This is a genomic window from Desulfobulbus oligotrophicus (assembly GCF_016446285.1).
Lineage (GTDB): Bacteria > Desulfobacterota > Desulfobulbia > Desulfobulbales > Desulfobulbaceae > Desulfobulbus > Desulfobulbus oligotrophicus.
In genome coordinates, this window is the sequence record NZ_CP054140.1 from 2,149,074 (window position 1) to 2,174,826 (window position 25,753).

Annotated in this window: 28 protein-coding genes; 10 read left to right on the plus strand and 18 right to left on the minus strand. The window is 52.3% G+C overall.

Annotated elements, in window-relative coordinates; translation table 11 throughout:
* Positions 1–2: 2 nt before the first annotated feature.
* The 5 genes from nuoL (at position 3) to ppk1 (ending at position 7,544) form a co-directional block, all read left to right on the plus strand.
* Positions 3–1,925: an NADH-quinone oxidoreductase subunit L gene (nuoL, locus tag HP555_RS09770; RefSeq protein ID WP_199261976.1), complete on the plus strand. Its 1,923-nt coding sequence runs from the start codon at positions 3–5 to the stop codon at positions 1,923–1,925.
* A gap of 30 nt (positions 1,926–1,955) precedes the next feature.
* Positions 1,956–3,467: an NADH-quinone oxidoreductase subunit M gene (locus tag HP555_RS09775; protein ID WP_199261978.1), complete on the plus strand. Its 1,512-nt coding sequence runs from the start codon at positions 1,956–1,958 to the stop codon at positions 3,465–3,467.
* Between the two features lie 42 nt (positions 3,468–3,509).
* Positions 3,510–4,958 carry an NADH-quinone oxidoreductase subunit N gene (locus tag HP555_RS09780; protein WP_199261979.1) on the plus strand — a complete coding sequence of 483 codons (1,449 nt, stop codon included), beginning with the start codon at positions 3,510–3,512 and terminating at the stop codon, positions 4,956–4,958.
* A 195-nt stretch (positions 4,959–5,153) separates the two neighbouring features.
* Positions 5,154–5,306, plus strand: a complete 153-nt coding sequence (locus HP555_RS09785; protein WP_199261981.1) for a hypothetical protein — start codon at positions 5,154–5,156, stop codon at positions 5,304–5,306.
* A gap of 24 nt (positions 5,307–5,330) precedes the next feature.
* Entirely contained in the window at positions 5,331–7,544 is a 2,214-nt protein-coding gene (ppk1, locus tag HP555_RS09790; RefSeq protein WP_233249135.1) for a polyphosphate kinase 1, read from the plus strand.
* A gap of 295 nt (positions 7,545–7,839) precedes the next feature.
* Here the strand turns inward: ppk1 and HP555_RS09795 are convergent, their stop codons facing one another.
* Both HP555_RS09795 and HP555_RS09800 read right to left on the minus strand, forming a co-directional pair.
* On the minus strand, positions 7,840–8,328 hold the full coding sequence (locus HP555_RS09795; RefSeq protein ID WP_199261983.1) for a hypothetical protein: 489 nt from the start codon (positions 8,326–8,328) through the stop codon (positions 7,840–7,842).
* A 90-nt stretch (positions 8,329–8,418) separates the two neighbouring features.
* Positions 8,419–8,925, minus strand: coding sequence for a GNAT family N-acetyltransferase (locus HP555_RS09800; protein WP_199261984.1), 507 nt, complete (start codon positions 8,923–8,925; stop codon positions 8,419–8,421).
* Positions 8,926–8,977: 52 nt separating this feature from the next.
* Between HP555_RS09800 and HP555_RS09805 the strand changes: the two genes are divergently transcribed.
* Entirely contained in the window at positions 8,978–9,169 is a 192-nt protein-coding gene (locus tag HP555_RS09805) for a hypothetical protein (RefSeq protein ID WP_199261986.1), read from the plus strand.
* Between the two features lie 33 nt (positions 9,170–9,202).
* Positions 9,203–9,535 (plus strand): hypothetical protein, encoded by a 333-nt coding sequence (locus HP555_RS09810; RefSeq protein ID WP_199261988.1) that lies wholly within the window; start codon positions 9,203–9,205, stop codon positions 9,533–9,535.
* Between the two features lie 67 nt (positions 9,536–9,602).
* Here HP555_RS09810 and HP555_RS09815 read toward each other — a convergent pair whose 3' ends face one another.
* A complete protein-coding gene (locus tag HP555_RS09815) occupies positions 9,603–10,694 on the minus strand; it encodes a hypothetical protein (protein ID WP_199261990.1) in 1,092 nt (363 codons plus the stop codon).
* A gap of 201 nt (positions 10,695–10,895) precedes the next feature.
* On the opposite strand from HP555_RS09815, the gene HP555_RS09820 reads away from it, so the two are divergent.
* From HP555_RS09820 to HP555_RS09830, 3 genes are all read left to right on the plus strand, one after another.
* On the plus strand, positions 10,896–11,987 hold the full coding sequence (locus HP555_RS09820) for an alpha/beta hydrolase (RefSeq protein ID WP_233249136.1): 1,092 nt from the start codon (positions 10,896–10,898) through the stop codon (positions 11,985–11,987).
* A complete protein-coding gene (locus HP555_RS09825) occupies positions 11,977–12,471 on the plus strand; it encodes a deoxycytidylate deaminase (RefSeq protein WP_199261993.1) in 495 nt (164 codons plus the stop codon). Before HP555_RS09820 ends, HP555_RS09825 begins: the two co-directional genes overlap by 11 nt.
* An 82-nt stretch (positions 12,472–12,553) precedes the next feature.
* Positions 12,554–13,789 carry a DEAD/DEAH box helicase gene (locus HP555_RS09830; RefSeq protein WP_199261995.1) on the plus strand — a complete coding sequence of 412 codons (1,236 nt, stop codon included), beginning with the start codon at positions 12,554–12,556 and terminating at the stop codon, positions 13,787–13,789.
* Positions 13,790–13,953: 164 nt separating this feature from the next.
* Here the strand turns inward: HP555_RS09830 and HP555_RS09835 are convergent, their stop codons facing one another.
* The 15 genes from HP555_RS09835 to HP555_RS09900 form a co-directional block, all read right to left on the minus strand.
* Positions 13,954–15,123, minus strand: coding sequence for a permease (locus HP555_RS09835; protein WP_199261997.1), 1,170 nt, complete (start codon positions 15,121–15,123; stop codon positions 13,954–13,956).
* A 69-nt stretch (positions 15,124–15,192) separates the two neighbouring features.
* Positions 15,193–15,750, minus strand: coding sequence for a sigma-70 family RNA polymerase sigma factor (locus HP555_RS09840; RefSeq protein WP_199261999.1), 558 nt, complete (start codon positions 15,748–15,750; stop codon positions 15,193–15,195).
* 182 nt (positions 15,751–15,932) lie between these two features.
* Positions 15,933–16,283: a TIGR04076 family protein gene (locus HP555_RS09845; protein ID WP_199262001.1), complete on the minus strand. Its 351-nt coding sequence runs from the start codon at positions 16,281–16,283 to the stop codon at positions 15,933–15,935.
* A 170-nt stretch (positions 16,284–16,453) separates the two neighbouring features.
* A complete protein-coding gene (locus HP555_RS09850; RefSeq protein WP_199262003.1) occupies positions 16,454–17,050 on the minus strand; it encodes a hypothetical protein in 597 nt (198 codons plus the stop codon).
* Between the two features lie 192 nt (positions 17,051–17,242).
* A complete protein-coding gene (locus HP555_RS09855) occupies positions 17,243–17,704 on the minus strand; it encodes a (deoxy)nucleoside triphosphate pyrophosphohydrolase (protein ID WP_199262005.1) in 462 nt (153 codons plus the stop codon).
* A 7-nt stretch (positions 17,705–17,711) separates the two neighbouring features.
* A complete protein-coding gene (locus HP555_RS09860) occupies positions 17,712–17,987 on the minus strand; it encodes a hypothetical protein (RefSeq protein WP_199262007.1) in 276 nt (91 codons plus the stop codon).
* A complete protein-coding gene (locus HP555_RS09865; protein ID WP_199262009.1) occupies positions 17,951–18,403 on the minus strand; it encodes a tetratricopeptide repeat protein in 453 nt (150 codons plus the stop codon). The genes HP555_RS09860 and HP555_RS09865 overlap by 37 nt, the downstream gene beginning before the upstream one ends.
* A 15-nt stretch (positions 18,404–18,418) precedes the next feature.
* Positions 18,419–18,520: a thioredoxin family protein gene (locus HP555_RS14135; RefSeq protein ID WP_233249137.1), complete on the minus strand. Its 102-nt coding sequence runs from the start codon at positions 18,518–18,520 to the stop codon at positions 18,419–18,421.
* A gap of 713 nt (positions 18,521–19,233) precedes the next feature.
* On the minus strand, positions 19,234–20,235 hold the full coding sequence (locus HP555_RS09870) for an iron chelate uptake ABC transporter family permease subunit (RefSeq protein WP_199262011.1): 1,002 nt from the start codon (positions 20,233–20,235) through the stop codon (positions 19,234–19,236).
* 356 nt (positions 20,236–20,591) lie between these two features.
* Positions 20,592–21,674: an IS5 family transposase gene (locus HP555_RS09875; protein WP_199261908.1), complete on the minus strand. Its 1,083-nt coding sequence runs from the start codon at positions 21,672–21,674 to the stop codon at positions 20,592–20,594.
* 128 nt (positions 21,675–21,802) lie between these two features.
* Positions 21,803–22,567, minus strand: a complete 765-nt coding sequence (locus HP555_RS09880) for a Rossmann-like domain-containing protein (protein WP_199262013.1) — start codon at positions 22,565–22,567, stop codon at positions 21,803–21,805.
* Positions 22,568–23,240: 673 nt separating this feature from the next.
* Positions 23,241–23,801: a sugar O-acetyltransferase gene (locus HP555_RS09885; RefSeq protein ID WP_199262015.1), complete on the minus strand. Its 561-nt coding sequence runs from the start codon at positions 23,799–23,801 to the stop codon at positions 23,241–23,243.
* Positions 23,802–23,871: 70 nt separating this feature from the next.
* Positions 23,872–24,426: a hypothetical protein gene (locus HP555_RS09890; RefSeq protein ID WP_199262017.1), complete on the minus strand. Its 555-nt coding sequence runs from the start codon at positions 24,424–24,426 to the stop codon at positions 23,872–23,874.
* Positions 24,427–24,500: 74 nt separating this feature from the next.
* Positions 24,501–25,040, minus strand: a complete 540-nt coding sequence (locus HP555_RS09895) for a GNAT family N-acetyltransferase (protein ID WP_199262019.1) — start codon at positions 25,038–25,040, stop codon at positions 24,501–24,503.
* Positions 25,041–25,289: 249 nt separating this feature from the next.
* Positions 25,290–25,652, minus strand: a complete 363-nt coding sequence (locus HP555_RS09900) for a GIY-YIG nuclease family protein (RefSeq protein ID WP_332908659.1) — start codon at positions 25,650–25,652, stop codon at positions 25,290–25,292.
* Positions 25,653–25,753 lie beyond the last annotated feature (101 nt).

Here is a 25,753-nt window from a genome sequence, read left to right on the forward strand (position 1 = left end):
ACATGCCGGCCTCTCTGCTTGCCATTCCGCTGTTGCCGCTCGTCTCCTTTGCCCTCACTCTGTTGCTGGGCAAACGGTGGGGGACCAGAGCGCACTGGTTGCCGATTATTACGGTTTTATTGTCCTTCTTCTGTGCAGTAGCCGCCTTTTTTCGGGTTCGGTCCGGGATCATCATCAACGAGGATATCTATACCTGGATTCACTCCGGAGATCTGAGGGTTTCAGTCGGGTTCCTGGTTGATCAGCTGACAGCGGTGATGCTGATCGTTGTGACCAGTATCAGCTCGCTCGTTCACATCTATTCCGTCGGCTATATGAAGGGAGAGGAGGGGTACTATCGATTTTTCGCTTATCTGAGCCTCTTTACCTTTTCCATGCTGATGCTGGTACTTGGGAACAACTTTCTGCAGCTGTTCTTTGGTTGGGAAGCAGTGGGGTTGTCTTCCTACCTGTTAATTGGTTTTTACTACAACAAGCAGTCCGCAGCCGATGCCGGAAAAAAGGCGTTTATTGTCAACCGATTTGGTGATTTCGGCTTTCTCATCGGTCTGTTTCTCATCTTTACCCACTTCGGCAGTCTGCATTACCAGGATGTGTTCAGTCAGGCTGACTCTCTGGCCGGCCAGACCCTTTCCTTCTTCGGTAACCCCATCAACCTGGCAACGGTTATCGCTCTTTTGCTGTTTTGCGGAGCCATCGGTAAATCAGCGCAGATTCCGCTGCATGTCTGGCTCCCCGATGCCATGGAAGGGCCGACACCGGTCAGTGCCCTGATTCACGCGGCCACCATGGTGACCGCCGGTGTCTTCCTGGTGGCACGATGCAACCCGATCTTTGCGCTGTCCTCTTTTGCGCTCAACCTGATCACCGTACTCGGCGCTGTAACCGCGCTCTTTGCCGCTACCATCGCCCTTGTGCAAACCGATATCAAGAGGGTGGTGGCCTACTCCACGGTCAGCCAGCTGGCGTACATGTTCATCGGCTGCGGGGTGGGCGCGTACTCTGCCGGTATCTTTCACCTCTTCACCCATGCCTACTTCAAGGCCCTGCTCTTTCTGGGGTGCGGGTCCATTATTCTCGGCATGCATCATGAGCAGGATCTCCGCTTCATGGGCGGCCTGAAAAAGAGGATGCCGATCACCTACTGGACCTTTCTCCTGGCTTCACTGTCAATTGCCGGTATGCCCGGATTGGCCGGGTTTTTCAGCAAAGATGAGATCCTGCTCATGGCCTTCAATACGGAGCTCTCAGCAGGTAAATTTGCCTGGGCTATAGGGACACTGGTGGCATTCATGACCGCTTTTTATTCCTTCCGCCTGTTTTTCCTTGTCTTTCATGGCGAGTTTCGGGGCAGCGAGAAACAGTGGCATCATCTGCAGGAGTCACCGGCAGTGGTGACTCTGCCGCTGATCCTCCTGGCCATGGGTGCAGTTGGAGCCGGCTGGTTTGGAATTCCGGCGATCCTCGGCGGCAGTAATCACTGGGCGCATTTCCTTGAACCAGTGCTGGGGCATCCGGAGATGCATATTTCCAGTCTTGCAGAGGCTCTGCTGGTTATCAGTTCGGTTGTTGCCGGAGCATGCGGTATCGGCCTTGCCTACTATATGTACCGCCTGCATCCCCATCTTCCGGCAACCATCGCACAACGCCTGCAACCGGTGTATCGGGTACTGCTCAACAAGTACTATGTTGATGAGCTCTACAATGCTGTTATCACAAAACAGACGCTGGCGTTCAGTCGTGGTGTTATCCTGCGGATCGTTGATCTGCTGTGCATTGAAGGCGTGGTGAACGGAGTTCCCCGAGCCATCGGCCTTTTTTCTGAACGGCTGCGTCGGTTACAGGATGGTCAGGTTTCCCATTATCTGGCTTGGATGGGCGGCGGCGCTGTCGTGCTGGTCGTTGCTCTGTTGTTTGGTCTCTAATTCGAACCTTTAGGAGCGGGAACGCCAACAATGTCGATACCACTTCTTAGTACACTGATCTTTTTTCCAATTGTCGGCGGACTATCGTTGCTGGCTGTGCCCAGACAACAGACAAGTACGATCCGTCTTATGGCGCTGATTATCAGCCTTATCGAACTGGTGCTGACGATCCCGTTGATTGTGCTGTTTGATAAGAACACGCATGCCATGCAGTTCAGGGAGCTGCATCCATGGATTTCGGCTCTGAACATCAACTACAGCCTGGGTATTGACGGGATCAGCATCCTCTTCCTCGTGCTGACGGCGTTGATCATCGTGCTTTCGATTCTGGTGTCCTGGGAATCGATCAGCGAGAAGGTGCAGGAGTTCTTCATTGCCATGCTGCTCCTTGAAGGGGTCATGATGGGAGTGTTCTGTGCCCTGGATTTTTTCCTCTTCTATGTGTTCTGGGAGACCATGCTCATTCCGATGTTTCTGATCATCGGCATCTGGGGCGGACCAAACCGGATTTACGCCACGGTCAAGTTCTTCCTCTATACCCTGGTCGGCAGTCTGCTGATGCTGGTCGGCATCATCCTTCTCTACCAGAATGGCGGCCAGACTTTTGATGTGCTGAAGTTAGCAGGACAACCGTACTCCCTGAAACTCCAGCTGCTGCTTTTCTGGGCGTTCTTTGCAGCCTTTGCCGTCAAGGTCCCGATGTGGCCGGTACACACATGGCTTCCGGATGCACATACCGAAGCCCCGACAGCTGGTTCGGTTATCCTCGCCGGTGTCCTTATCAAGATGGGAGCGTATGGTTTTCTTCGCTTTTCACTGCCCATCCTGCCCATGGCCAGCCAGAAGATGCTGATGCCCATGCTGATCTTATCCGTCATTGCCATCGTGTACGGGGCTGTTATCTGCCTTGCGCAGACCGACCTTAAGCGGCTAATCGCCTACAGTTCGGTCAGCCACATGGGATTTGTGACCCTGGGGCTGTTTGCCCTGAATCAACGGGGGCTGGAGGGATCTATTCTCCAGATGATCAACCACGGTCTGGTGACCGGAGCACTCTTTCTTGCGGTTGGTATGATCTATGAACGAACCCACTCGCGGGAGATCTCTGTATACGGCGGGTTGGCTTCGACCATGCCCGTTTTTGCAGGCTTTTTCATGCTCTTCACCCTGGCTGCAGTGGGCCTCCCCGGTACGAACGGATTTATCGGTGAATTTCTTATTCTTTTAGGCGGGTTTGAATGCCGGCCCTGGCTGGCGGTGGTGGCCTCTTCCGGACTTATTCTCGGTGCCTGGTACATGCTGTGGCTGTACCAGCGTGTTTTCTTTAATGAGGTCAAGGAATCGATGCAGGGATTGGCGCAACTCAATCTGCGTGAGATTATTATTTTAACACCGATGGTCATCTTGATTCTGTGGATCGGGCTGTTTCCCAATGGGCTGCTCAGTTTTATGCATGTTTCGGTTGGTCACCTGCTTGAGCAGGTGCACGGCAGCGGTCTGGTGCAGTCGGCTGTCATCTCCGGCCTGACAATGCATCCCTGAAATATTAATGATGTGTACTGCGCATTCATGTAAGGAGCATTCATGATTGTACCTGCGGCTATCGATTGGAGCGTTATTGTTCCCATTCTTCCCGAGCTGTTACTCGTTGGTGTTGCCATCCTTCTCATCGGTCTGGATCTTTTTCTTCCAAATGAGCATCAGCTTCTGCCCTGGCTGACCATTGTCGGCTCCCTCGCTGCCTTGATCATGGTGCTGGGGGCCAGGCCGACTGCCGGTTTTGGCGGCATGTTTCTTCTTGACGGGTATGCAGTGGTCTTTAAAACGATCTGCCTGGCAACAGTGATTGTGATAGCACTGATGAGCGAGCAGTTCCGGAATCTGATCAGGATGCGACAGGGCGAGTACTACAGTCTGCTGATGCTCTCTCTGGTCGGCATGCTGCTGATGGCATCGGCAGGGGACCTCATGGTGCTTTATCTGGGACTTGAACTGATGGCGCTGCCTGTTTATGCACTGGTTGGGCTGCATAAACGAGGGCAGTGGACCAGTGAGGCTGCGGTTAAATATTTCCTCACCGGTGGTTTTGCTTCCGCTCTGCTGCTGTTCGGAATGTCGCTCCTGTACGGTCTGACCGGTACAACCGAGATCAGCCGGATTGCTGAGGTCATATCCAGCGGACAGCTTGCCGGCAGCTCAGCCATGCTGGCCGCTCTGGGACTGTGTCTGGTCGGTTGCTGTTTCAAGGTGGCTGTGGCACCGTTTCACTTCTGGACGCCGGATGTGTATGAAGGTGCGCCGACCATTATCACGGCATTTATGTCAGTGGCCCCCAAGGCAGCGGGCTTTGCCCTGTTCGGTCGGATCTTCTTCTTTGGTTTACCCCACCTGCATGATCACTGGGGACCAATCCTGGCCTGCCTGGCGTTGCTGACCATGGCCGTGGGAAACATCACCGCTCTTTGTCAGCACAACCTCAAGCGTATGCTGGCCTACTCCTCCGTTGCCCATGCCGGCTACGCGGTACTGGGTCTTCTGGCCGGTACGGCCGAGGGAATAGCCGCTACCATGACCTATCTCGTCATCTACCTCTTCATGAATCTTGGTGCCTTTGCCATTCTCATGCTGCTCACCTCAGCCGACGGCAGCGGTGACACCCTGGATGACTGCCGGGGACTTGCCACCCGCCATCCCCTGGCAGCGGCAATGATGCTGGTCTTTCTCTTTTCTCTGACCGGTATCCCGCCCACCGGTGGCTTTATCGGCAAGTTCTATCTGCTTAAATCCGCGTTCATGGCCGGATATACACTCACCGTGGTTGGTGCAGTGCTGTTCAGCGCCATTTCCGCCTATTTTTACTTACGGGTTGTCAGGTACATGTATATGAACGAACCTGTACAGCACAGCAGCCTGACAGTCTCTCACGGAATGCATGCAGCGCTTGTCCTGTGCGTGCTCGGTGTTTTAGGCACCGGCATCTTCCCGGGTTCTTTGCTGAACTGGACCGTTACACTGTTAACAGGTTTCCTGTGATTGCTGAGTGTTGCATTGATCAGGCTGGTTCTCTTTAGCTGCGATTTTGTCTTTTATTGAGACCTGTCCCGGCTGATTGCCGGAAAAAAGATCAAGTTTTCCAGAGCCCGGCAGGAAGTGCTCCTCCTGCCGGGCATCTTTTTTTCTTTCAGATCTCCACCATCTTTATCTTTTGCCGGATCCTGAACAAAGGTATTGAACAGCAAAGGACACAGGGTATGTGTCTTCTTTGCCGGTACCTGTGAAGCCGCTTTCATGGCCCTGTTCGGCGTGCTCTTTGTGGCTGGTCTGCTGGAAGTTCTATCAGTCGTCCTGGAGACCGGGTATATTGTCCGCAGTCTCCATTAAAAAAACATCGCTGTCAAGTGGATCATGGATGCTCAGGAGATGAAAGCGGGAAAAACAGAAAAGACGGGCGTATTGGACGATGCTGCCGCAGCTGCAGGTAAGGAGACCTTTGATCTCACCGCGTCCGAATGGTATCTGAACCGGGAGTTGACCTGGCTGGAGTTTAACCGACGGGTCTTTCATGAAAGTACGGATGCGCGCAATCCCTTGCTTGAGCGTATTTTTTTCCTTGCTGTCATCGGCTCCAACCTTGATGAGTTTTTTATGAAACGCATCGGCGGCCTGAAACAACAGGTCGGTGCCGGTGTAAAGTTGCGCTCTCTGGATGGCCGAACACCGCAACAGCAGCTGAATGAGATCTATGCGGTAATCCATGATATCTTTACCAGGCAGCAGGCCACAGAGCATGAACTGCTTGCTCTTCTTGCCGGGCAGGATATTCATATTCTTCCCTGCAGCGCACTGAATGAACAGCAGCGTCACAGGGTGACCGCCTATTTCCGGGACAATATCTATCCCCTCCTGATACCGCAGGGAATGGATCCGGCGCATCCTTTTCCCTTTATCTCCAATCTTTCTCTCAATCTGCTTGTCGGCACCCGGCACGGTAAGGGTGAACACACCTATCTCAACCGTATCAAGGTGCCGACCACAGGTTCTGGTATACCTCGGTTTATTCAGGTTGAACCGAACCAGTTCGTTTTTGTCCTGTTTGAGGATGTGATCGCCGACAATCTGGATATTGTTTTTCCGGGTATGAAGATTGAAAGTTGTGAGCTGTTTCGCGTCACCAGAAATGCTGTTACCGAACAGTGGTCAGATCAGGCCGTTGATCTGCTGTCCATGATTGAAACCGCACTGCAGGATCGCAAGTTTGCTGAGATCGTCCGGATTGAGGTGAACAGCGACATGACGTTGCAACACCGGGAAATGCTCGCCTGTCAGCTTGGTGTGGACGCACACAAAGATATCTTCACGGTCAGCGGCATCATGGCAAAACGTGACCTGATGGAAATTGCTGCCATTGATAAGCCGGAGCTCCATTTCCCGCCGCATCAGCCCCTGGATCATTATAAACTGACCGGAGATTTTCCTGATATCTTTCACCTGATCCGGGAAGAGGGCCCTTTTCTGCTCCAGCATCCCTACGAGTCATTCAGCTCCACAGTGGAACGGTTTTTAAAAGAGGCGAGCACCGACCCCAGGGTTCTGGTGATCAAGATGACCCTGTACCGGACCTCGGCTGACTCACAGATTATTCAGTACCTGCTGGATGCCGCACGTAACGGCAAACAGGTGGCGGTAGTGGTGGAGTTGCTGGCCCGTTTCGACGAATCAGCCAATATCCATTGGGCCACCCATCTGGAGGAGGCCGGTATTCATGTCACCTATAGTGTGGTGGGGTTGAAAACGCACTCCAAGGTGATTTTTGTGGCGCGGCGCGATTATGACGGGCTGAAAATATATGCCCATATCGGCACAGGTAACTACCATGCCGATACCGCCAGGACCTACAGTGATCTTGGCCTGTTGACCTGTGATCGCGATATCGGCGACGATCTCACCGAGTTCTTCAACTTTCTTACTTTAGGATATGCGCCGGCCCGGAACTATAAAAAGCTATTCCCTTCACCTAGAATTCTCAAAAAGGTGTTGCTGGAAAACATCAGGCAGGAGATTGAACACCAGGTCAGGGGGGGCCAGGCGCTGATCCAGCTGAAAAGTAACGCCTTAACAGATGCTGATATCATCACCGCACTGTATCAGGCCTCTCAGGCCGGAGTCAGGGTGGATCTGATCATTCGTGACAGTTGTCTGCTGCGGCCCGGTATTCCGGGTCTGTCTGAAAACATCCGGGTCGTCTCAATAGTGGGCCGCTTTCTTGAGCACGCTCGTCTGTACTACTTCAAAAACAGTGGCCGGGAACAGTACTTCATCGGTTCGGCTGATCTGATGCTTCGTAATCTGGAGCATCGGGTTGAGGTGGTTGCCCCGGTGGAATCACCTGCCCTGCAAAAGCAGTTGCGGGAGATGTTAAATCTGCAGCTGGCGGATCGACGCGGGACATGGGAAATGCAACCGGATGGAACCTATGTCCAGTGTCAACCGGAAGGGAAGAAAGGAAAGCGTTCTTCCCAGGAGTTGTTGATTCAGAAGAGTGAAAAACGACTTGCTGCTGTTCGTCGGCAGCAGAGGAAGCTCTATCCCAAAAAGATGGTCAGGAGAAAAGAGGAATAACCCGTTCAACGCCAAGGGTTGTGCAGGATTGGGGCTGATCGGTGTGGTTACTGGTTGTACATGCAGTGCTTTTTCTGCACAGAGGGCACAGTCCGTGTTGGCCTGCATGGTTTGGAAGAGTGGTGCACCTGGGGAAGAGGCACCCGGTAACCAGATTTCCTTTGCGTGGTTCAGTGCTTGAGCCGGAAAAGGAGAATGGCTTTACCCGGCAAAACCATTCTCCTGTAAGCTGCACGACAGTTCTCAAGGTACAGACACTGTTCGCGGTCAATTGTCCATTGTCTTTGACCTGCTGTTATCTGGGTCTTCGATATCCCCGGTCATGCGGACGGGGGTGGTGATGGCGCCTGTCCTCGATATACACCTTTTTGGGCGGGCGACGGTCATACTTCCGGTACTCGTAGTATCTGGGTTTGTGAATAACCCGCGGAGGGGGCTGCACCCGGTGGTGTTTACGGTAGCGCGGTACGTAAACATCCTGATACCAGGCGTCTTCAACAAAATAAACCGGACGGCCACAGGCACCGTAACTGTCACAGTGTCTGTACCACTGCTTGACGTGGCTTGGTGGTACCCTGAGGTAGATCGGTGGATACCAGGTCCTGATCGGTCGGGCAATGACCGGTTCGCTGTAAATAAGGCGGGGTGACGGATAACCGCCGATATCCAGCCGACCGTAAAATCCCGGGTCACCGATATTTATTGTAACACGGGCATTGCCGGAATTGGGTGCGCTGATCAGCACAGCTAGAAAGAGAATCAAAAAAACAGAGTAACGATTCATACGACCTCGCTTGCAAAATGCGATGAGATGACAGACTGGGCATGCTGTTTCATACAAACAAGCCGGGGATGGCTGCCAGGGAAGTGATCCTCAGCAGTTATTAAAAAATGAGGGGTGATAGGTGACGACACCCCGTGCGTTTTCTCCGGTGAGCGACAGGGCCAGAAAATGTTCCTGGGGAAATTCGGCAAGCAGCAGGTCGGGATTGTTGGCAAAGCCGAACCGCCGGTAAAAAGAAGGATTGCCCAACAGGAGACAGCCCTGAGCTCCACGTTTGCGCAACTCTTTCAAACCTGCTTCCACCAGAGCACGGCCTATGCCTTTGCGCTGCATGGCAGGCAAAACCGACAGAGGGCCCAGCCCGTACCAGCCTGTCGAGCTGTCGGAAATATCCACTTCTGAAAAGGCGATATGTCCGACGATTTCACCGTCAACCTCGGCCAGCAGTGAAATGGCAAGGGCGTGGGTCTCTCGTAACCGATCAATGATACGGTGTTCCGTATGGTTGCTCTGCGCCTGGTTAACGAACGCGTTGAGGGTAAGAGCCCTGATGCGTTCGATATCAGCGGGCTGCTCTGGTCTGATTACAATATGCATTGCAAATAAGGGGTGAGACTGTTTAACAGCCTGTACTATAGAGCATCTTGATATGATCGTCCATGTAAAAAGAGAGATGCTGCACCAATCGATCGGGCTCTTCATTGTGTTGCAGCCGGCAGACTACGGATTGAACGAACAGTGCATCACTGACAGGCTGGTGATTTATACGGTGGTCCAGGGTTCTTTCTTGGCCGGTATTGTGCTCTGTGGTATAGAGTTCTGTTCTGTCATGTGCAATTGAACAGTCATTTCGACAACAGAGAAGGAGGGAAGGGTGGCCTTACAGCGTATTATAGTGGCGGATCGTATTGTTCTGGACAATCTGTTTACAGAGGAAGGCTATGATCTGGAGAAGAGTGCCGACAACCTTGCGGACATGCGTGGTCAGATCATCATGAATTACCTGGAGGAGACCTATCCAGGGGTCGAGGTCTGTGTTGACATCGGTATCCAGAAAGAACCCGGCCCTGAACAGCCGGTGGAGGTAACTGCCTACATCAGTGATGAAGAGATGGATCCTGAGCAGTCCGTCATCATTCGGAAACAGCTGGTAGAGCCGTTAACCATTACCAGGACCGATCGTACATGGGCGGTACGTCTGCCGTAACTGGTGATCATTGTGTCGTGGATAGGTATCACTTGAGTGTTTGTCCTGTTTCTCTGCACGGTTTTTATTAAAAGCCAAAACCAATGCTGGTGGTGAACCCGTGACTGTTTTCTTCTTCATTCCCCATGATCAGCGTACTGTCCTGGTAGTATTCAAGATGTAAAACAGCTGCGTCAAAAAGCATCATGGAAGCCCTGGTACTGTAGCGTTTTTCCGGTAACACAGAAAACAGGCTGTCTGATGACCGTAAATAACCAACCGCCAGAGTCGTCTCCTGCTGCAGAAACTCTGTTTGATAGGCAAGCTCGCTGTTCCAGGCAACAGGTTCATCTTCCCTGCCGATCCGGGCAAACTCTTTTAAATGGTCGGTATCCAGAGCACGAATAAACCCACCGGTCAGGCTCACTGCCTTATAACGCGCCCCCAGGCTCAGATTCACCCCCGGCGCCGTACCCAGGGCGTTGCCGTCATCCTCATCAAAAACATCCGGCATGTTGGTGATATGGCTGAGATTATGAATCCAGGCAACCCCTGCATTGAGAGAGGCTGTTTTGTCCACAGGATACTGGTATGCAAAAGAGGCGCGGTTCTCTTCCGCTGTGTACACGATGCTGTCCACAACATCTTGGGACCAGGCGATTGCCGGCTGTCGTCCCTGTGATGAAAAGTCGGTGGTCAGTCTGGGAGATGAAAGTTCGGTACCGGCAAACCGGTGGTGCGCTCGTGCGGTAAGCGGATGGGTAAAGAGAGGGGACCAGGGTTCTGAAACAATGAGAAGCGGACGGATACTGATCTTTTGGGTAGATATGTCTTTCGTATTCCTCAGTGAAGTGTCCGGCAGTGTGGCAGTAACGTTTGGATCAACAAAAGGTGAAAGAGAGAGCATGTCGGCACCATGGGTGTCGGTCGGCAATTCGTTATCAAGCGCCCATCGGCTTAAACAGACAAAGTGACTGCATGCAGGAGGGCACATCTGCTGTCTGTTACCGGTGGCGGCCGGGTTTTTCTGATTGATCTGGGTGCTGTGTACTGAAAGCGGGCCGGCGAGCGTAACCATAACAATACAGCAGGCAATGATCAGCAGCGGCAGACGCCGATGTGTCCGGCGAGCCGGCGGGGAGTTGCTCTGTGCATGAGTGGTTAAAGAGTCCCTGTGCATACGTGTACATCTAAACTATTCTTCTCTGAATGCAAGCAGCTTGGTACTCCGTTGGAATGTTTTTTCCACACACCGGGTGCGGTCGTCTGTAGTGTAGGTGGTGTATGACGGCACGGTCGCACCACTCTTTTTTTGACAAAGGGGTGCAGTTGGGGTATGGATCGGGTGATATCTTGTTGGATCAGCGTTTAGTTTGCATACATGCCATGGGCGGACAGGCTGCTGTTGACAGCCGCCTGCAAAGCCGTTCGTTTTAATCGGAGCGTTGTCTTGCCCGGTACAGCATCACTGTACAAGACCAATCGTCGTGTACACGGCCGACTGTGCATACCCGAGCACTTTTGCAAAGGGGTGGTTCTGCTGGTCATATCGACCCTTTTGTTTATAGAGAACACGCGTGTTTTGGCCCAACAATCAACCATTCAAACTCCACAGTTACTGTTAACTCTTATGGATCGACCAGAAATAACCAATGTACTGTTTCACCCTGTTCAAGTTGCCAGAAACACGCCGCCGCAGGGTGCGGTTGATATCGATGTATCGGTGGCGGAAGATGTGACCATTGCCTGTCGATTGTACAGCGCTGACCCAACGGCACCCACCATTGTATTCTTTCATGGCAACGGCGAGATCATCCCGGATTACGATACCATCGGCCCCATGTATGTGCGTGAGCGGTTAAACTTTTTGGTTACCGAATATCGCGGCTACGGGTGGAGCACCGGCATGCCTTTGACCAGCACCCTGCTTCCGGACAGTAACACTGTTTTTCTGTCGCTGCGGCAATGGTTGAGCGACCATGCATACACCGGCCCGCTGTTTGTCATGGGGCGTTCTCTGGGCAGTGCCTGTGCCATTGATGTTGCAGTGAACCATAGCGAACTTGTTGACGGGCTGATTATAGAGTCCGGGTTTGCCAAAACCCTGCCCCTGGCCGTGGTGCTTGGTGTTGATCTGGCGCAGCTGGGCATCAGTGAAGAGCAGACCTTTAACAACAGTGCAAAAATTGCCACCTTTACAAAGCCGACCTATATTCTTCACGGCCAGTACGATCAGCTTATCCAGCTCTGGCAGGCCGAAACTCTGCACGCCCAGTGTGATGCCAAACAGAAGGAGCTGCAGGTTGTTCCCCGGGCAGATCATAACTCCATTATCGCTGTTGCCGGGCCGCTGTACTTTCAGGAGATCAGAAAGTTTATCGAAAAGGCAACCGGTACAGCCCCGGATTGGCGGGAGTTGCGTCGGCAGTTCAAGGCCAGACAGAAGCAGGCGGCAGAAAACCATGACCGGTAAACGTACCGATTATCTGTCCTGGGACGAGTACTTCATGGCGGTTGCTCTTTTATCCGGCCATCGTTCCAAGGATCCGAACACCCAGGTCGGCGCCTGTGTGGCCAACAGTCAGAATAAGATTGTGGGCGTCGGATACAACGGTTTTCCGTGGCGCTGTTCAGATGACGAGTTGCCGTGGGCGCGCGAAGGCGCCTACCTGGATACAAAGTATCCCTACGTGTGTCATGCGGAGCTGAACGCGGTACTCAACTCAATCTCCTTTGATCTGCGCGACTGTCGGCTGTATGTGGCGCTCTTTCCATGTAATGAGTGCACCAAGGTCATTATCCAGGCCGGTATCCGTGAAATTATCTACCTGTCCGACAAGTATAAGGATACCGATTCGGTGAGGGCGGCTAAAATTATGCTTGATAAGTCCAACACCATCTACCGTCAGTTTTTTCCGAGCAGGCAGGTGGTCACTCTTAACTTCCAGGTTGACTGATGGCCATTGTCTTATCGCAGATGTTGCGGGATATGCCTCATGTGTCATCCGGGTAAGGCAGCTTGGCTGCCAGGGAAAAGACATGCGATTTGACGAACTCAACCTTCCGGACTGTCTGCTGCAGGGGATTGACAGGGCCGGTTATGTGCAGTGTACCCCGATTCAGGAACAGTCGCTGCCGCTCACTCTGGCCGGCAGGGATGTTGCCGGTCGTGGTCAAACCGGCACCGGCAAGACCGCAGCTTTTCTCATCGCCCTGTTTAATCGGCTCCTCGCCAGGCCCGAAGCCGCTGCACAACCACGGGCCCTTATTCTGGCACCAACCAGGGAGCTTGCCGTTCAGATCGAGCAGGATGCCACCCTGCTCGGCGAAGCATGCGGCTTTTCCATGCAGGCTGTGTACGGTGGGGTTGACTACAACAAACAGCGTGAGACCTTGCGGGCCGGTGTGGATGTTATTGTCGGAACTCCGGGACGTTTAATCGATTACCTCAAGCAGAAGGTATGTGATCTCAAGACGATTGAAGTACTGGTGATCGATGAGGCTGACCGCATGTTTGATCTTGGTTTTATTGCTGATCTGCGCTACATCCTGCGGCAGTTGCCACCCTTTGATCAGCGACAGAACCTGTTGTTTTCCGCAACATTGAACCGGCGGGTCATGGAGCTGGCCTACGAGTTCATGAACGAGCCGGTCAAGGTGACGGTCAGTGATAAACATCTCACTGCCGACAATATTGAGGAGGTGCTGTATCACGTGTCCAGCAAGGAAAAGTTTCCCTTGCTGCTGGGACTGCTGCGCACGGACGACATGACACGCGTTATGATTTTTGTGAATACCAAACGTGAAGGTGAGCGTTTGCAGGCCCTGATGATCGCAAACAACTACCCCAGCCGGTTTCTGTCCGGTGATGTTGCCCAGGAAAAACGGCTGCGCATCATGCGTCAGTTCAAAGACGGCAGGCTTTCCATACTGATTGCCACAGATGTTGCCTCCAGAGGACTGCACATTGATGATGTTTCCCATGTAATCAACTACGACCTGCCCGAAGACTGTGAAGACTATGTTCACCGTATAGGCCGCACCGCCAGGGTCGGCGCCACCGGCACGGCAATCTCATTGGCAGATGAAAAAGGGGTACTGTCGCTTGAGGCGATTGAAGCCTATATCGGCCATCCCATTCCCACTGTCTGGGCGGAAGACCGCCTGTTTGTGACTGACTTCAAGCCTGCTGCCCAGAGATCCAGAAACTACAAAAAGAATGCCGGCCATCGTGCCGGCCGTCCGGCAAAAAAACGCAGCGCACGCCGACGATAAAAAGACAACAACAAAGACTGCTCATCTTTTAAAGATGCGTTGACCATCTTTCCAGGTTCTCTGATGCAGAGCGCCAGGTTTTGGACACACGCATACACCAGAAAATTACTCAAGTACTATATGAAGGGCAGTGCAGATATACCTTTGTCTGTGTGTTTATCTGTTCAGAAAAGAGAGTGACCAATCCTGTTGAACAGCCAGCCAACGAGGGTAAACATCACCCACAGATAACCGATAAACAGTGCCTGCAACTTTATCTGCATGATTTGACGCAGCATGATTATCTCCGGCAGACTGGCCGCCACCGCGCTCATGCAGAATGCCAGTGTTGTGCCTATGGGTAACCCTTTGGTCAGCAGGCTTTCCATAATCGGTACAATTCCGGTCACATTGGAATAGAGCGGAATGGCAACAAGTACAGAGGCCGGTACAGTCCACCATTGACCAGTTCCCAGGTTGTGTGCAAACCAGTTGTCCGGTACAAAGCCGTGCAGGGCAGCGCCAAGGCCAACACCGATAACAACCCATTTCCAGACCCGTTTAAAAATAGATGCCATCTCGTTGTAGGCAAAGTCGTGCCGCTGACGGATGGTGGGTTTTTGGAGCTTGCCGATATAGTTGATCAACTGCGGTGCAGGCCCGCTCTCCATGCGTGCAAGAACAAAAGGCTGCAACCAGCGGCCTGCCCTGAAGCCGTCCATCACAAAACCGCCGATAATACCCGCCAACATACCTGCAACCAGATAACTGAGGGTAAACTTCCAGCCAAGCAGTCCCCACAATACAACCACGGCAATCTCGTTGATGATGGGCGAGGTGATGAGAAAGGACATGCTGACCCCAATGGGGATACGCGCTGTTATAAAGCCTAAAAAAAGTGGAATGCTTGAGCAGGAACAAAACGGGGTCACCGCACCCAATAGCGCACCGAGAAAGTAGCCCACCACACTGCGCTTGCCGCTGAGGTACTCCCGCACTTTTTCAACCCGCATTGCTGTCCGCAGCCAGGCAATCACGTAGATGAGTGCTGCCAGCAACAGGAGGATCTTCACTGTGTCATATATAAAAAATTCCAGTGAAAGCCCGGTTGGTGAGTTTTGAGCAAACCCGAACACGTCAAAAATAAGGTGGTTTGAAAGCGGTGCAATATGGGTGTAGGCCAGCCCCCAGAGTACGGCCAACAGCGTAAGAGCTGAGCAATAGTACATATTCCACCGGGCAGCAGGTGTGGCAGTGTCCGGCACAGGGTGGATGGGTTGTGTGCAGCAGCCGATATTGGCGTTGCTGATTCCTGAACAGCAGTCAGTGGATGTTTTATTGTTGGATGATGGCATGTCTTTCCTCTTTACACGTTCTGTAACTTGGTTCTCCTACCAAGAGGACGAACAAGGTGTAAAAAGGATTCAGGCAGGGGGACGCGAAACGTGACAACACACGTGGCCTGCTTCATCAAAGCGCACCTGACAGTTGCAGATAAGACGGTCGCGCAGGCGTTTTCTGGCACGAAGCAGGCGAGATTTAGCAGCAGCCACAGTCAGGCCATTGGTTTGTGCGTAGGAACGCACGGTTTGATTGTGCAGATCGCAGGCCTCGATAATGTGTCGATCTTGAGCAGGCAGTTCGGGCAGGTTACGGGCAATACAGGCATCAAGCTCGTCCACCGGGTCGCGCTCATCAGCCGGTTCCTGCTCCAGATGTTCGGGCAGCTCGGCAAGTGGTTTGGCCAGCCGAGCCGAGTCGATAAGGGCATTACGGGCCACCTTGAACAGCCAGGCGCGAGGGTTTTGTAGCGTACAGAAGTTTTGGCCTTGGCGCATGGACTTTAAAAAAACCTCCTGAAGAAGGTCTTCAGCGGTGTGGGGAGTGTCGGTGCGGGCAAGTAAAAAGGCAAGCAGCTCTTTCTCGTGTGCCTGCCAGGCACGCAGCACACAGGCAAATTTTTTACTGTCCAGCGTGTTCATGGTTGTTTGCATGAGGTTTGAAAGAAGTTCTCCGGCGGTATTCTCAACAGCATGGGTAGATTGTTACGCTTCATCATGGCTGGCAGCTTCCGGTGTTATGCTGCAGTACAATCTGACAGAAGTCGAGCAGAATGCAGGCAGGTCGCTTGCAAAGCTGCTCCATCTGCCGGAAGCGCCTGGGGTTAGTTCTTAGGGGTGTAATCAATGGCTGATCGCTGATCGGTTCGTTCAATCTTGAAAATCACCGGTCGTAGCCCGTCGTTACAGCTGCAGATCGCTACTCCGGGCTTTCGGATCCAGTCACCAAAGTAAAAAAGACCGCCATCAGCGCCGGCCCCGTGGGCAAGCGCAAAAACATACTGGTAAATGGCCTTCCATGCCTCATTGCAAAATCCGTCGGGGCAGGCATAGTCAGCATAAAAAACCTGTCCTTCCGAGAGCATCGGGCACGGTGTCAGTCCTTTGGCACCGTATTCAGCAGCCAGCTCCTTATCAAATGTTTTCTTCAGGACGGTGATCTTGCATTTATTCATGAAAGTATCCTCTTTTTCGTTTTGCTCAGCCCGGGCTTCTCGGTGCTCCGGGCTTGTCTGATGTTGTCACCATATTGAAAAGCTGTGCAGCTGAAGACCAGGTGCTGCGGGCAGACGATCAGTTACTTTACAAAACGATCGTTGATACTGCCAGGCAACAATGCGCGCTATCAGATATCAGCGCCATCGATATCACCGGTTTCACAGTAGGTCTTTAAGGCTGTCTTTGAAAGGAGCAGAGCAATGTATATTGCAATCGGATACCAGAATGTTGCCGCAGAAAGACCGTTTGTAAGTATTGTTGCGGCAATTGCCAGCGGCAGGTCTGCCTGACCGATGAGCCCGTTCTGGAATTTTTCGTATGGTCCGTCCTTTCCACAGATGGTCTCACGAAATTTTGCTGAGAATCTTTTGAGGAGATCGCGGCCCGGAAATCGTGTCCATTCGTGCAGTATTGCCGGGTCACTGATGGGTGAGAGGTCAACATGCCCGGCCTCAGCAGCCGCAGTAAACCCGCTGGGCAGGCCTGCGATCTGCAAAGGTTTGAAGACCTCGGAGCCGAACTCTTCCCAGTAGTGCCGTTCAGTACTGAGCCCTTTGCTGTAGAGATCTTGAAAAAGGCGGACATCCCTGCCGCTTTTGCCTGTGGCGGCAAGGTATTCAGCGGCATCCTTTGTAAGAACAGTAAGACCGGCGCACAGCATTGAGAAATCATGATCTTTGGCCTGTTCCATCAGGTTGTGCAGGAGAGCTTCGTTGATGTGCATGGTGTTCCTCCTGTTTGAGAAAGGTGGGGCAGGTGCGGGAGTTCATGCTGAAAAATTAAGCAGAAGCAGAACCTTGAACAAGTGTCCTGACAAAGAAAACCGGCAAATACTTGTGAGTTGTACCTCTTTTTGTGTTGCCGGTGACGGCTCAAAACCGGCCAGTGGAAACAATGGATGAGGCTTGTGGTGTTGTCAGCGGTCGGCCAGCATCTGTGCAACCGGTATATCAGCAGGTGCAAGCTGATAGTTGAGAAGCCGGCTCACCGGCACCCATGCCATATCATCATGCACCGTAAGGACGGGTGATCCTTCTTTGATGGTGGTTTCCAGGGCGACAAGACGAATGGTGGCATGGTCATAGGTGTGGATATTTGTACTCACCACATCACCTGCCTGCACGGTCAGCCTAAGCTCTTCGTGGATTTCGCGTTCTAAACAGGCCTGCAGGGTCTCGACGTCTTCAAGCTTACTACCTGGAAACTCCCAGTACCCTGCCAGCCACTGACCCTGTTTACGGCGGGTCAGCAGGATTGTGTTATCTTGACGGATAATGGCAGCAACAACGGTGATCATTGGTATGAAAATGGGGATAACGTAAGCTTCCCCGTCAAGTAGACAGTTGAAAGTAGAGTTTTCTTTTGTTGAGTTTTGCATGAGGAACTTAGCTGGGGGGATCGTCTAACGATTCCTCGGAAATATACGTCATCCGCTTTTGGGAAAAGGAGGCGCGGGTGATGTATTGGGCCAAATTTTCCATGGCAAAAATTTTGCTGATATTCTCCGCAATTAATGAGAGCATGAAACCTTGAACGGCCTGATAATTTTTACCCGCCCCTGAGTTGAGCACAAAAAAAGAGGGGGCATTCAACCCCCTCAGGTAACCTGTTTTATTCTGCTTTTCTACAGCAGTGCATATGGCTGGGCTCGTTTGAGCCACTCACTGTCCGGATAATTGTCTTTGAGGAATTGATAGGCTTCTTTGAGAGGAGCAGGATTGTTCGTGGCCTTATATCTGCTGACTCCCAGATGAAAGGCAGCCTCAGGCGCGGCTGAACTCTGAGGATGATCCTTGATCACTTTCTCCAGCAGAGTGATAGCAGATTCAAAGTTCTGCAGGTCAAAAGCGGTCTTGGCCTGACCCACTATCAGAAAGGGGATAAACTCTTCAGGCGGCAGAAAGCCTACACCGCGATGGTGCTCTTTGCCGGTCTCGTCCAATATTACTATGGTAGGCGTCCAGGTAATATTGAAGTCAACGGCTTCTGGTTTGGCGTTAAAAGGTAGTTGTACGGGAATGAAGTTTTGGGTGGTATAATCGCTGACTGCGGCGTTAGGGTACGTAACTGCACCCATTTGCTGACAGCCTATTCATCCGGGGTTGAAAAAATCCAGCAGCACATATTTTTTCTCGGCCGCAGCCTGCTGCAATCCGGTCTGCAGATCATTTTCCCACTTGATTTCATGACTCATGGCTTACCTCCTGGGTGATAAAAAGTTGTTTTTTTGCGACGATAGTATAGCGAGAACGGGCTTGAACGTCAAAAAAAACTGTGAACACAGCATATTGTAGTGTGGTCGGGCTAAGATGACACAATAGGTGAGTTCGAGTTCAGGACAGCCACGCATTTGGTGGAAGCGACACGTGTTCATTGATGCCGCGAAAGGAGGAAATGCTGGAGATCGGTGTTCAAGACCATCTCCAACATGGTTAGTTCATTCGTAAGCTTCACAAGGATATTGAAGCCATTGTGGCGAAGATTGAAGAGAGCAAACCATGACAGAACGTAGATTTTATCTGCGCCATCCTGCTCGGCTAAGTCCGGTCATTCCGCATGCAGTCGTGGAGTCCATGTCTGGTACATCAAGGATGCTGGATTCTGCGACTACGACCGCTGCGCGTCCTTTGCGCAGAATGACTATTGCAGGGTGATAGGGTGATGTCTGAGCCCGATTGATGTCATGCCGCGTGGAGTCGTTGGAGTCCATGTCTGGTGTATTAAGGATGCTGGATTCTGCGACTACGGCTGCTGTGCGTCCTTCGCGCAGAATGACTGTTGCAGGATGACAGGGTGATGTCTGAGCCCGATTGATGTCATTCCGCGCGATAGTCGCGGAATCCATTGAGCAGGATCTGGATCCTGCGACTTTGCGCAGGATGACAAAAAACAAACTGTCTTCTACTCTTACAGCCCGGTCTGCTGCCGCAGCCGGGCCAGTTTCTGCATGAGTTCCGCAGGCAGATCATAGAGGTTTTCGATACTGGTCTGGTTGATTATATCTTTTGTAAACCCGTCTTTCAGTACTTTTCCCTTATCCATCAGCAGGGTGCGACCTTCCAGAAACAGGGCATGCTCTGGATGATGGGTCGTCAGCAGGAAGGAACGCCCCTCATCGGCAAGTTCGCGAATGGTTTGCAGAAGATGAAACTGCCGGCCATAATCCAGGCTGTTGACCGGCTCATCCATGATGAAGAAGCGCGCGCCTTGCACCAGGGCTCGAGCAAGAAGCACCAGCTGCTGCTGTCCGCCGCTGAGCTGGGAATAGGGCCTTTGGGCATGCTCCTGGATCCGCATTTTTTCCATGGCCTGCTCGGCAATAAGCCGGTCTTCTTCCCTGACCTGGTACCAGGGACTGAAAGCGGTGCGTCCCACCAGCACCACACTAAGTGCGCTGATCAGGGTAGCCACTATGATCAGACGCAGGCGCACAGCGCGCACATCCACCCCTAATGATGCGGCCTCCTCATCCCCCATGCTCAAGGGATTGATCAGCTTGCCGTGCAGGCAGATAAAAAAGATGCCGGCCGGCATGGGCAGACTGATCAGATAAAGAGAAGATGTTTCAACCCGGGAAAAAGTGCCCATCAGCCAGTAGACAAGTTCCGGTAACTGACGGTTGGGGTCAGCCGGAAATTTGAGCAGGGAAGTCAGGGCGGTGAAAAACGAGGTGCTGACCATGCCGCCCAGAATAAGGACCAGCAGGGAAGACTGGCGTATAAAAGAGGCCAGGAAGCAGGAGAGTCCCACTGCCAGGCAGGCAAAGAGAAAGGCCAGGATTTGCGTGGCCAGCCAGGAGGAGAGCAGCACAATTCCAAGGCCCGCCCCAAAGGAGGCACCGGCCAGGACGCCAAGGATGCCCGGAGAGACCAGGGGGCAGGGACATGGCTTCCCAGAGGCTTGCGGCATTGATGTGCTGGATGTCTTCCTGCACAATGCGCCGGGTGGTATCCATCTCCGCTGTTACTTCCATGGCAGGAAGCTCATACGCTGAAGAAGATGCAAGATCACCTTCCTGGGCAAGAACCTGGGCACACAGGATCGCGGGGGAAATAATCGCCAGGACCGAACCACAAACAAGATGACGTTGCAGCGTACTGTGTCTCTAGCAGGCTGTTGAAAAACAGGAAAACATGAGACAAGGGTTGTTTATTTGCCCTTCGATAGCTCTTTGACAGTGAGCACTTGACCGTTTTTCGTCATGGTGTGTTGCCATTTTTTGTTTTCTGAGGCGCTTCAAGCCGCTCTGATGAGGATTTCCCCTCCTACCCGGAGGCAACTACCCCCAGATTACGCATTCGGACCATGTTGTAGGCTGCCGCTGAGAGCGTGAAGAGCCAGTCAATCTTTTCCTCACCCTTGTACCTGGCTTTGCGCAACCAGGCGACGGTCTTCATCCAGCCAAATATCTCTTCCACCCGTTTGCGTTTCTTCCGACTCACGGCATAACCTGCATGACGGGTGGTCCGGCCATCGATGGCGGAGCCTTTGACTTTCTGTGCTACATGTGGAGTAACGGTCAGGCTGCGCAGGTCATCGACGAACTCCTTGCAGTCATACCCTTTGTCCGCGCCGATGGTGACTCGATGTGTGCCCGGAATATCCGAAGCCATGGAAAGGGCGGCCTCGCGCTCCGCCGTCCCGGTTGCCTGGGTCAGGCGGGTATCGACGACCAAACCGTTCCGATTTTCCATCAGCACATGCCCCATGAAGCAGAGCCTGGCCTCCTTGCCTTTTCCTTTTCTGAACAGCCGGGATTCTGGATCGGTGACCGATGCGTGCGTGTCATTGCGACGCTTTTTCCCGTGGAAATCCACTGCCGGATTGCGGTTGCCGCCGGTAGAGACCGGAGGCTCCTCATCTTTGGGCCGAAAGCTCTTCAGCGATGCCCACGTTTCGATCAGTGTGCCGTCAACGGTGAAATGGTCGTCAGACAAGAGTCCGGCTGCCTCGGCTTGGGAACAGATGGATCGCAAGAACATCACCGCAAGATCACTGTGCAGAATGCGCTCCCTGTTTTTGGAATAGACGGAGTGATCCCAAATTGCTTCATCCATGGACAGGCCGACAAACCAGCGAAAAAGAAGATTGTAATCAAGCTGTTCCACCAACATCCGCTCGCTCCGGATCGAATAAAGGATTTGCAGCAGCAGGGAGCGAAGCAGTTGCTCGGGCGGAATCGATGGTCGTCCTGTTCGTGAGTAGAGTTCCCGAAACACGGGAGAGAGTTCCTTCAGCGCTTTATCAGCCATGATTCGGATAGGGCGCAGGGGATGCGTTTGGGGAACTCGGGATTCGGGGGAGAGATAGCTGAACAATTTCTGTTGCTGAATATCAGGTCCGCGCATATTTCCACCTGTTTGTCAGTTATTCCAAATGGTTGGATAATACACGGTATTGTTTTACATGTCCCGTTGTTTATGAGTTTTTCAACAGCCTGCTAGATGGTGTTGAGAGGTGAGGGGAAAGTGTTCTGTTATGATACTGTCTGATTTCTTTTACGGACCACCTTGCACATGACCTGCTTCAGGTTGCGCATCCCCGCCCCGGTGCGTACAGCCTCAAGCACAACCTGCCGATTGCAAACCACTCTGCTGCCCAGCGAAAAACGGTCAAGCAGAAAATCGGCCAGAGGCGTGCTGGGACCGGAAATCCATACATCCGCCTCAGGGTGAATATGGGGCAGGTAGTTGTGGATGGTTTTATTGGCAAAGGTGGAGCCGGTAATCAGCACCGCATCGCAAAGAGGTAGCAGATCCACGGCACGCTCCGGCGGGAAAGTGCCGCGCAAGGGGAGGAGTTCAAAGATAATCGGCTCAAAGCCGCGATTGTGCAGCTCTTCCAAAAGCGGTCTAAAATGGCCTATCAGAGCCAACTTTTGCCCTTTTTTAAGACTATCTATCCATTTTTCCTGGCAGGGATCTCCAGAAACAGACAACAGGAGGCTGTTTATGGCCGCCAGAGCCAAAGCGCAGTGCAATGGATCGTCTTGTAAGTAATGGGGAAGCAGAAGACGTAGCGGACAGGATTGCAGCCTTTTTTCCAGAGCCCGGATATTCGTTTGTCTGATCATTTTCCAGGCTGAATCAGTGGTAAAGGCCAGACCAACACCACGTTCAGTAGCCACGGCCACGCATTTCTTACCGATAGCGCATTCCTGAACAGTTTCATCAGCAAGAATCTCCTGAGCAGAGTGCAAAAGTTGAGAATATATCGGGTGCTGTGGATTTCCTAACTGCATGCAAGAGCTCTGGAGTATATCTTGAGAAAATATCCAATGATTTTATTATCAATTATTAAGTAAATACAATTATATATGGCAATCGTTATGTTTAATAGAGACTATAGTTAATAAAATATAACGTGTGGTGCAAGGATATAACGAACAGCACAAAAAAAGAGATAATCATGCCGCAAAAAACAGCACTTTCTGAAAGAGCGGACAGCTGATTCTACTCGCTACCAGGCAGCTATCCGGCTGATGGGTTCTGGTCAATGTACAGCAGCCCCAGGGGTTGAATCTTCAGTTTTTGGGTTGCTTGTCTTACTGTTGAGTGTCTTTACAGATAATGGCGGCAGCAGCGGTGATCATTGGTTTGGGATGGGCGAGAAAAAAGCAGGTGTCTGTCAGGCAATGATTTTGCGGCAGTGTTACTCCTCAGCAGTTTATCACTCTATTGAAGCAGATGTGGTGCCCTGATCGATCAGTAAAGACCAGAGACCCTGGAGAAGAGGGGAGAACATGTTTGCCGCATCTTTGGTTGATTGGCGAGCAGGATGGTATCATTTCTGGGGGACTGGTTGTTGCGGCGTACGATCTTTCTTCTGTCGGAGTTGAGGAGTGGGAACTCCTGGGATTTGGCCCTGAGTCTGATGACGACAAACGTTTTGATTGTAAAGACGGGAAGAATGAGTCAGGTGTCACGCAGCGTGCGGATGACGCGGGCTGGATTTCCTGCCGCGATGACGTCGGAAGGAATATCGCGGGTAACAACACTTCCGGCGCCAATGATTGATCGATCGCCGATGGTCACTCCGGGGCAGATGATCGCACCGCCTCCCACCCACACATCAGAACCAATGGTGATCGGCTTTGCCGATTCGAGACCCTTGCGGCGCTCAACAGCACTGAGCGGATGGGTTGCCGTGTAGATCTGCACTGCAGGGCCCAAGAGCACGTTGCTGCCGATGATCACCGGCGCAACGTCAAGCACCACGCAGTTGAAGTTGAAGAACACCTTGGTGCCCAGGACGATATTCGTGCCGTAGTCGCAGAAAAAGGGCGGCTGAACCCAGGCATCCGTCTTTTTTCCAAAGAGCTCGGCAAGCAGGCGCTGCCTCTCCTTCTTCTGATCCTCGCAGGTAGCATTGAGCTGCAGGCAGAGGTCACGGCAACGGTTGCGCTCCTGGCACAGTTGCGGGTCGAGTGGATCGTAAAGCTCGCCTGCGAGCATCTTCTCTTTTTCATTTTTCATACAGTATGAACCATCTGCCTGATGTCTGCACTAAACCGCACTGCAGAGCAGCGTCGGCTGGAATGAATGGTCAGTCGTCATGCCCGGAAATCTGCCAGACACCGGAATCGTACATGAGCCGCATGGTGTAGTTGAGTTGCAGCGTTTGGTTACCACCACATTTTATTTTCATGGTGTCCCCGGATAGACCGGGGCCTGCAACAAGTATGGACGATTCTCCCCGAAGAGGGTCAAGAAGGCTGTACTGATACTCATTGTTCGTAAACTCGAGCCATGCATCGCCGTTTGCAGATGGGGTATACTTAAACAAGCCGAATGGTGGTTTTTTTTCTGCCGGGTAAGTCAACGTACGTTTACCGTTGCGTGATGCCCGGTACTGCATATAGCCGGATGTACGAGTCATCACACGCGATGAACAAAGTGAAAACACCTGCTGAGGAGATTCGCACGTCCAGAGCGTGATCTCTTCTTCGGCGCAGAGCGGGCTCTGCGGGTACATGTCGCGGTAATCACTCCAGGTCGCCTTCGCAATATTCGAACCCGGCGTGCGTTCCTGTGCAGGTGCGGCCGGAGCAAGCATGCTGATGGCCAGCAGTATTAATGGCCAGATAGTACGTTGTTTCATGGCACTTAACGCCTGAGTTAAGCCTGCTGCAAAGCAGCATTGACTGGGATGAATGGTTAGGGTTAAGCAACACCTCAGTGGCGCCGGATACGATACAAACAATGCAGTCGGAGAGGGTGCCCCTCTGGGATTGCAGGATGTTCGAACGTACCGGACGCTTGCATGCCCAATCGCTCCATGACAGCGCGTGAGCGAAGGTTGCCGACCGCAGTGAAAGAGACGATTTCCGCAAGTTCCAGTGATTGAAAACCAACCTCAACAACCGCTTTTGCCGCCTCAGTGGCAAACCCTTTCCCCCAATGCTCGAACGCCAAACGCCAGAGTATCTCTACACAAGGCGAGAACGGAAGCTCCAAAGATGGTGTGTGAAGACCAGCAAAGCCAATGAACCGGCCATTGGATTGAACCTCTACTGCCCAGGGTCCCCAACCTTTCTCATGAATAAACTCTGCACAACGATCTGCTGTCAAGTCGCTTTCAATGCGTGTCAGGGTTGAAGGGAAGAACTCCATGACCCTCTGGTCGGCGTTGAGAGCAGCAAAAGGCTTGTAGTCCGTGCCCTTCCATTGTCGCAATCGAAGCCGTTTGGTATTGAACTCGATTATGTCAACCATCGGCGACTACCCGCAGAGTGCTGTGCCGGATAATACCTGAGTCAGTGACCACCGGCTTTGCCGGTGGTCACTGACTTCCAAGGAACTTCTGAAGTTATATGCCAGAATTGCGAGGTCAGAAAAAGGAAGGCTACGCCTGAAACCTTTGAAATTATTGTATGGCTGGACTAACCGCACGAGACACCAGGGGCATACTGTGGCACCATCGTCATTTCGCGCGATAGTCGCGCGGAATGACATCAATTTGGCTCATACATTCCCTCCGTCACCAGCAACCGTCATTCTGCGCGAAGGACGCACAGCGACCGTAGTCGCAGAATCCATACAATCCAGACTCAGATCTTTCCAATCCGGATTGTTTTTCTCAATCAAAGCAATTTTCCAGGCTCTACTTCTGGTTTTGATTTTTTTCTTCAATTCAATGACCGTATGGATATCTTCTCCAGATTTGTACCAAATCAGCAGATGAACAGCATATTTTGTGCTGAAGCTTTCAGTGTGCGCCTTGTTTTTATGTGCATACATACAGCGTTTCAGGTTGCTGGTCACCCCGGTGTAAAGCGTTCTATTTTGTTTGCTTGCTAGAGGTGGAGGCGTGTTTATCTTCCATATGCTGTTTCTACATTCAACTGGATTCCGCGACTGTCGCGCGGAATGACATCAATTTGGCTCATACATCACCTCCGTCACCTACAACAGTCATTCTGCGCGAA

Excerpts from the sequence above, each read along its gene's own strand:
- HP555_RS09800 (WP_199261984.1), bottom strand. The coding sequence starts at position 8,925 with ATGCATATTGTAATCAGACCAGAGCAGCCCGCTGATATCGAACGCATC.
- HP555_RS09865 (WP_199262009.1), bottom strand. The coding sequence starts at position 18,403 with ATGGGTGCAGTTACGTACCCTAACGCCGCAGTCAGCGATTATACCACC.
- HP555_RS09880 (WP_199262013.1), bottom strand. The coding sequence starts at position 22,567 with ATGCAGTTAGGAAATCCACAGCACCCGATATATTCTCAACTTTTGCAC.
- HP555_RS09885 (WP_199262015.1), bottom strand. The coding sequence starts at position 23,801 with ATGAAAAATGAAAAAGAGAAGATGCTCGCAGGCGAGCTTTACGATCCA.
- HP555_RS09875 (WP_199261908.1), bottom strand. The coding sequence starts at position 21,674 with ATGCGCGGACCTGATATTCAGCAACAGAAATTGTTCAGCTATCTCTCC.
- HP555_RS14135 (WP_233249137.1), bottom strand. The coding sequence starts at position 18,520 with ATGAGTCATGAAATCAAGTGGGAAAATGATCTGCAGACCGGATTGCAG.
- HP555_RS09820 (WP_233249136.1), top strand. The coding sequence starts at position 10,896 with ATGCCATGGGCGGACAGGCTGCTGTTGACAGCCGCCTGCAAAGCCGTT.
- HP555_RS09895 (WP_199262019.1), bottom strand. The coding sequence starts at position 25,040 with ATGGTTGACATAATCGAGTTCAATACCAAACGGCTTCGATTGCGACAA.
- HP555_RS09845 (WP_199262001.1), bottom strand. The coding sequence starts at position 16,283 with ATGAATAAATGCAAGATCACCGTCCTGAAGAAAACATTTGATAAGGAG.
- HP555_RS09855 (WP_199262005.1), bottom strand. The coding sequence starts at position 17,704 with ATGCAAAACTCAACAAAAGAAAACTCTACTTTCAACTGTCTACTTGAC.
- ppk1 (WP_233249135.1), top strand. The coding sequence starts at position 5,331 with ATGGATGCTCAGGAGATGAAAGCGGGAAAAACAGAAAAGACGGGCGTA.
- HP555_RS09830 (WP_199261995.1), top strand. The coding sequence starts at position 12,554 with ATGCGATTTGACGAACTCAACCTTCCGGACTGTCTGCTGCAGGGGATT.
- nuoL (WP_199261976.1), top strand. The coding sequence starts at position 3 with ATGCCGGCCTCTCTGCTTGCCATTCCGCTGTTGCCGCTCGTCTCCTTT.
- HP555_RS09850 (WP_199262003.1), bottom strand. The coding sequence starts at position 17,050 with ATGCACATCAACGAAGCTCTCCTGCACAACCTGATGGAACAGGCCAAA.
- HP555_RS09870 (WP_199262011.1), bottom strand. The coding sequence starts at position 20,235 with ATGCCGCAAGCCTCTGGGAAGCCATGTCCCTGCCCCCTGGTCTCTCCG.
- HP555_RS09775 (WP_199261978.1), top strand. The coding sequence starts at position 1,956 with ATGTCGATACCACTTCTTAGTACACTGATCTTTTTTCCAATTGTCGGC.
- HP555_RS09840 (WP_199261999.1), bottom strand. The coding sequence starts at position 15,750 with ATGAACACGCTGGACAGTAAAAAATTTGCCTGTGTGCTGCGTGCCTGG.
- HP555_RS09825 (WP_199261993.1), top strand. The coding sequence starts at position 11,977 with ATGACCGGTAAACGTACCGATTATCTGTCCTGGGACGAGTACTTCATG.
- HP555_RS09835 (WP_199261997.1), bottom strand. The coding sequence starts at position 15,123 with ATGCCATCATCCAACAATAAAACATCCACTGACTGCTGTTCAGGAATC.
- HP555_RS09780 (WP_199261979.1), top strand. The coding sequence starts at position 3,510 with ATGATTGTACCTGCGGCTATCGATTGGAGCGTTATTGTTCCCATTCTT.
- HP555_RS09815 (WP_199261990.1), bottom strand. The coding sequence starts at position 10,694 with ATGCACAGGGACTCTTTAACCACTCATGCACAGAGCAACTCCCCGCCG.
- HP555_RS09805 (WP_199261986.1), top strand. The coding sequence starts at position 8,978 with ATGATCGTCCATGTAAAAAGAGAGATGCTGCACCAATCGATCGGGCTC.
- HP555_RS09795 (WP_199261983.1), bottom strand. The coding sequence starts at position 8,328 with ATGAATCGTTACTCTGTTTTTTTGATTCTCTTTCTAGCTGTGCTGATC.
- HP555_RS09890 (WP_199262017.1), bottom strand. The coding sequence starts at position 24,426 with ATGAAACAACGTACTATCTGGCCATTAATACTGCTGGCCATCAGCATG.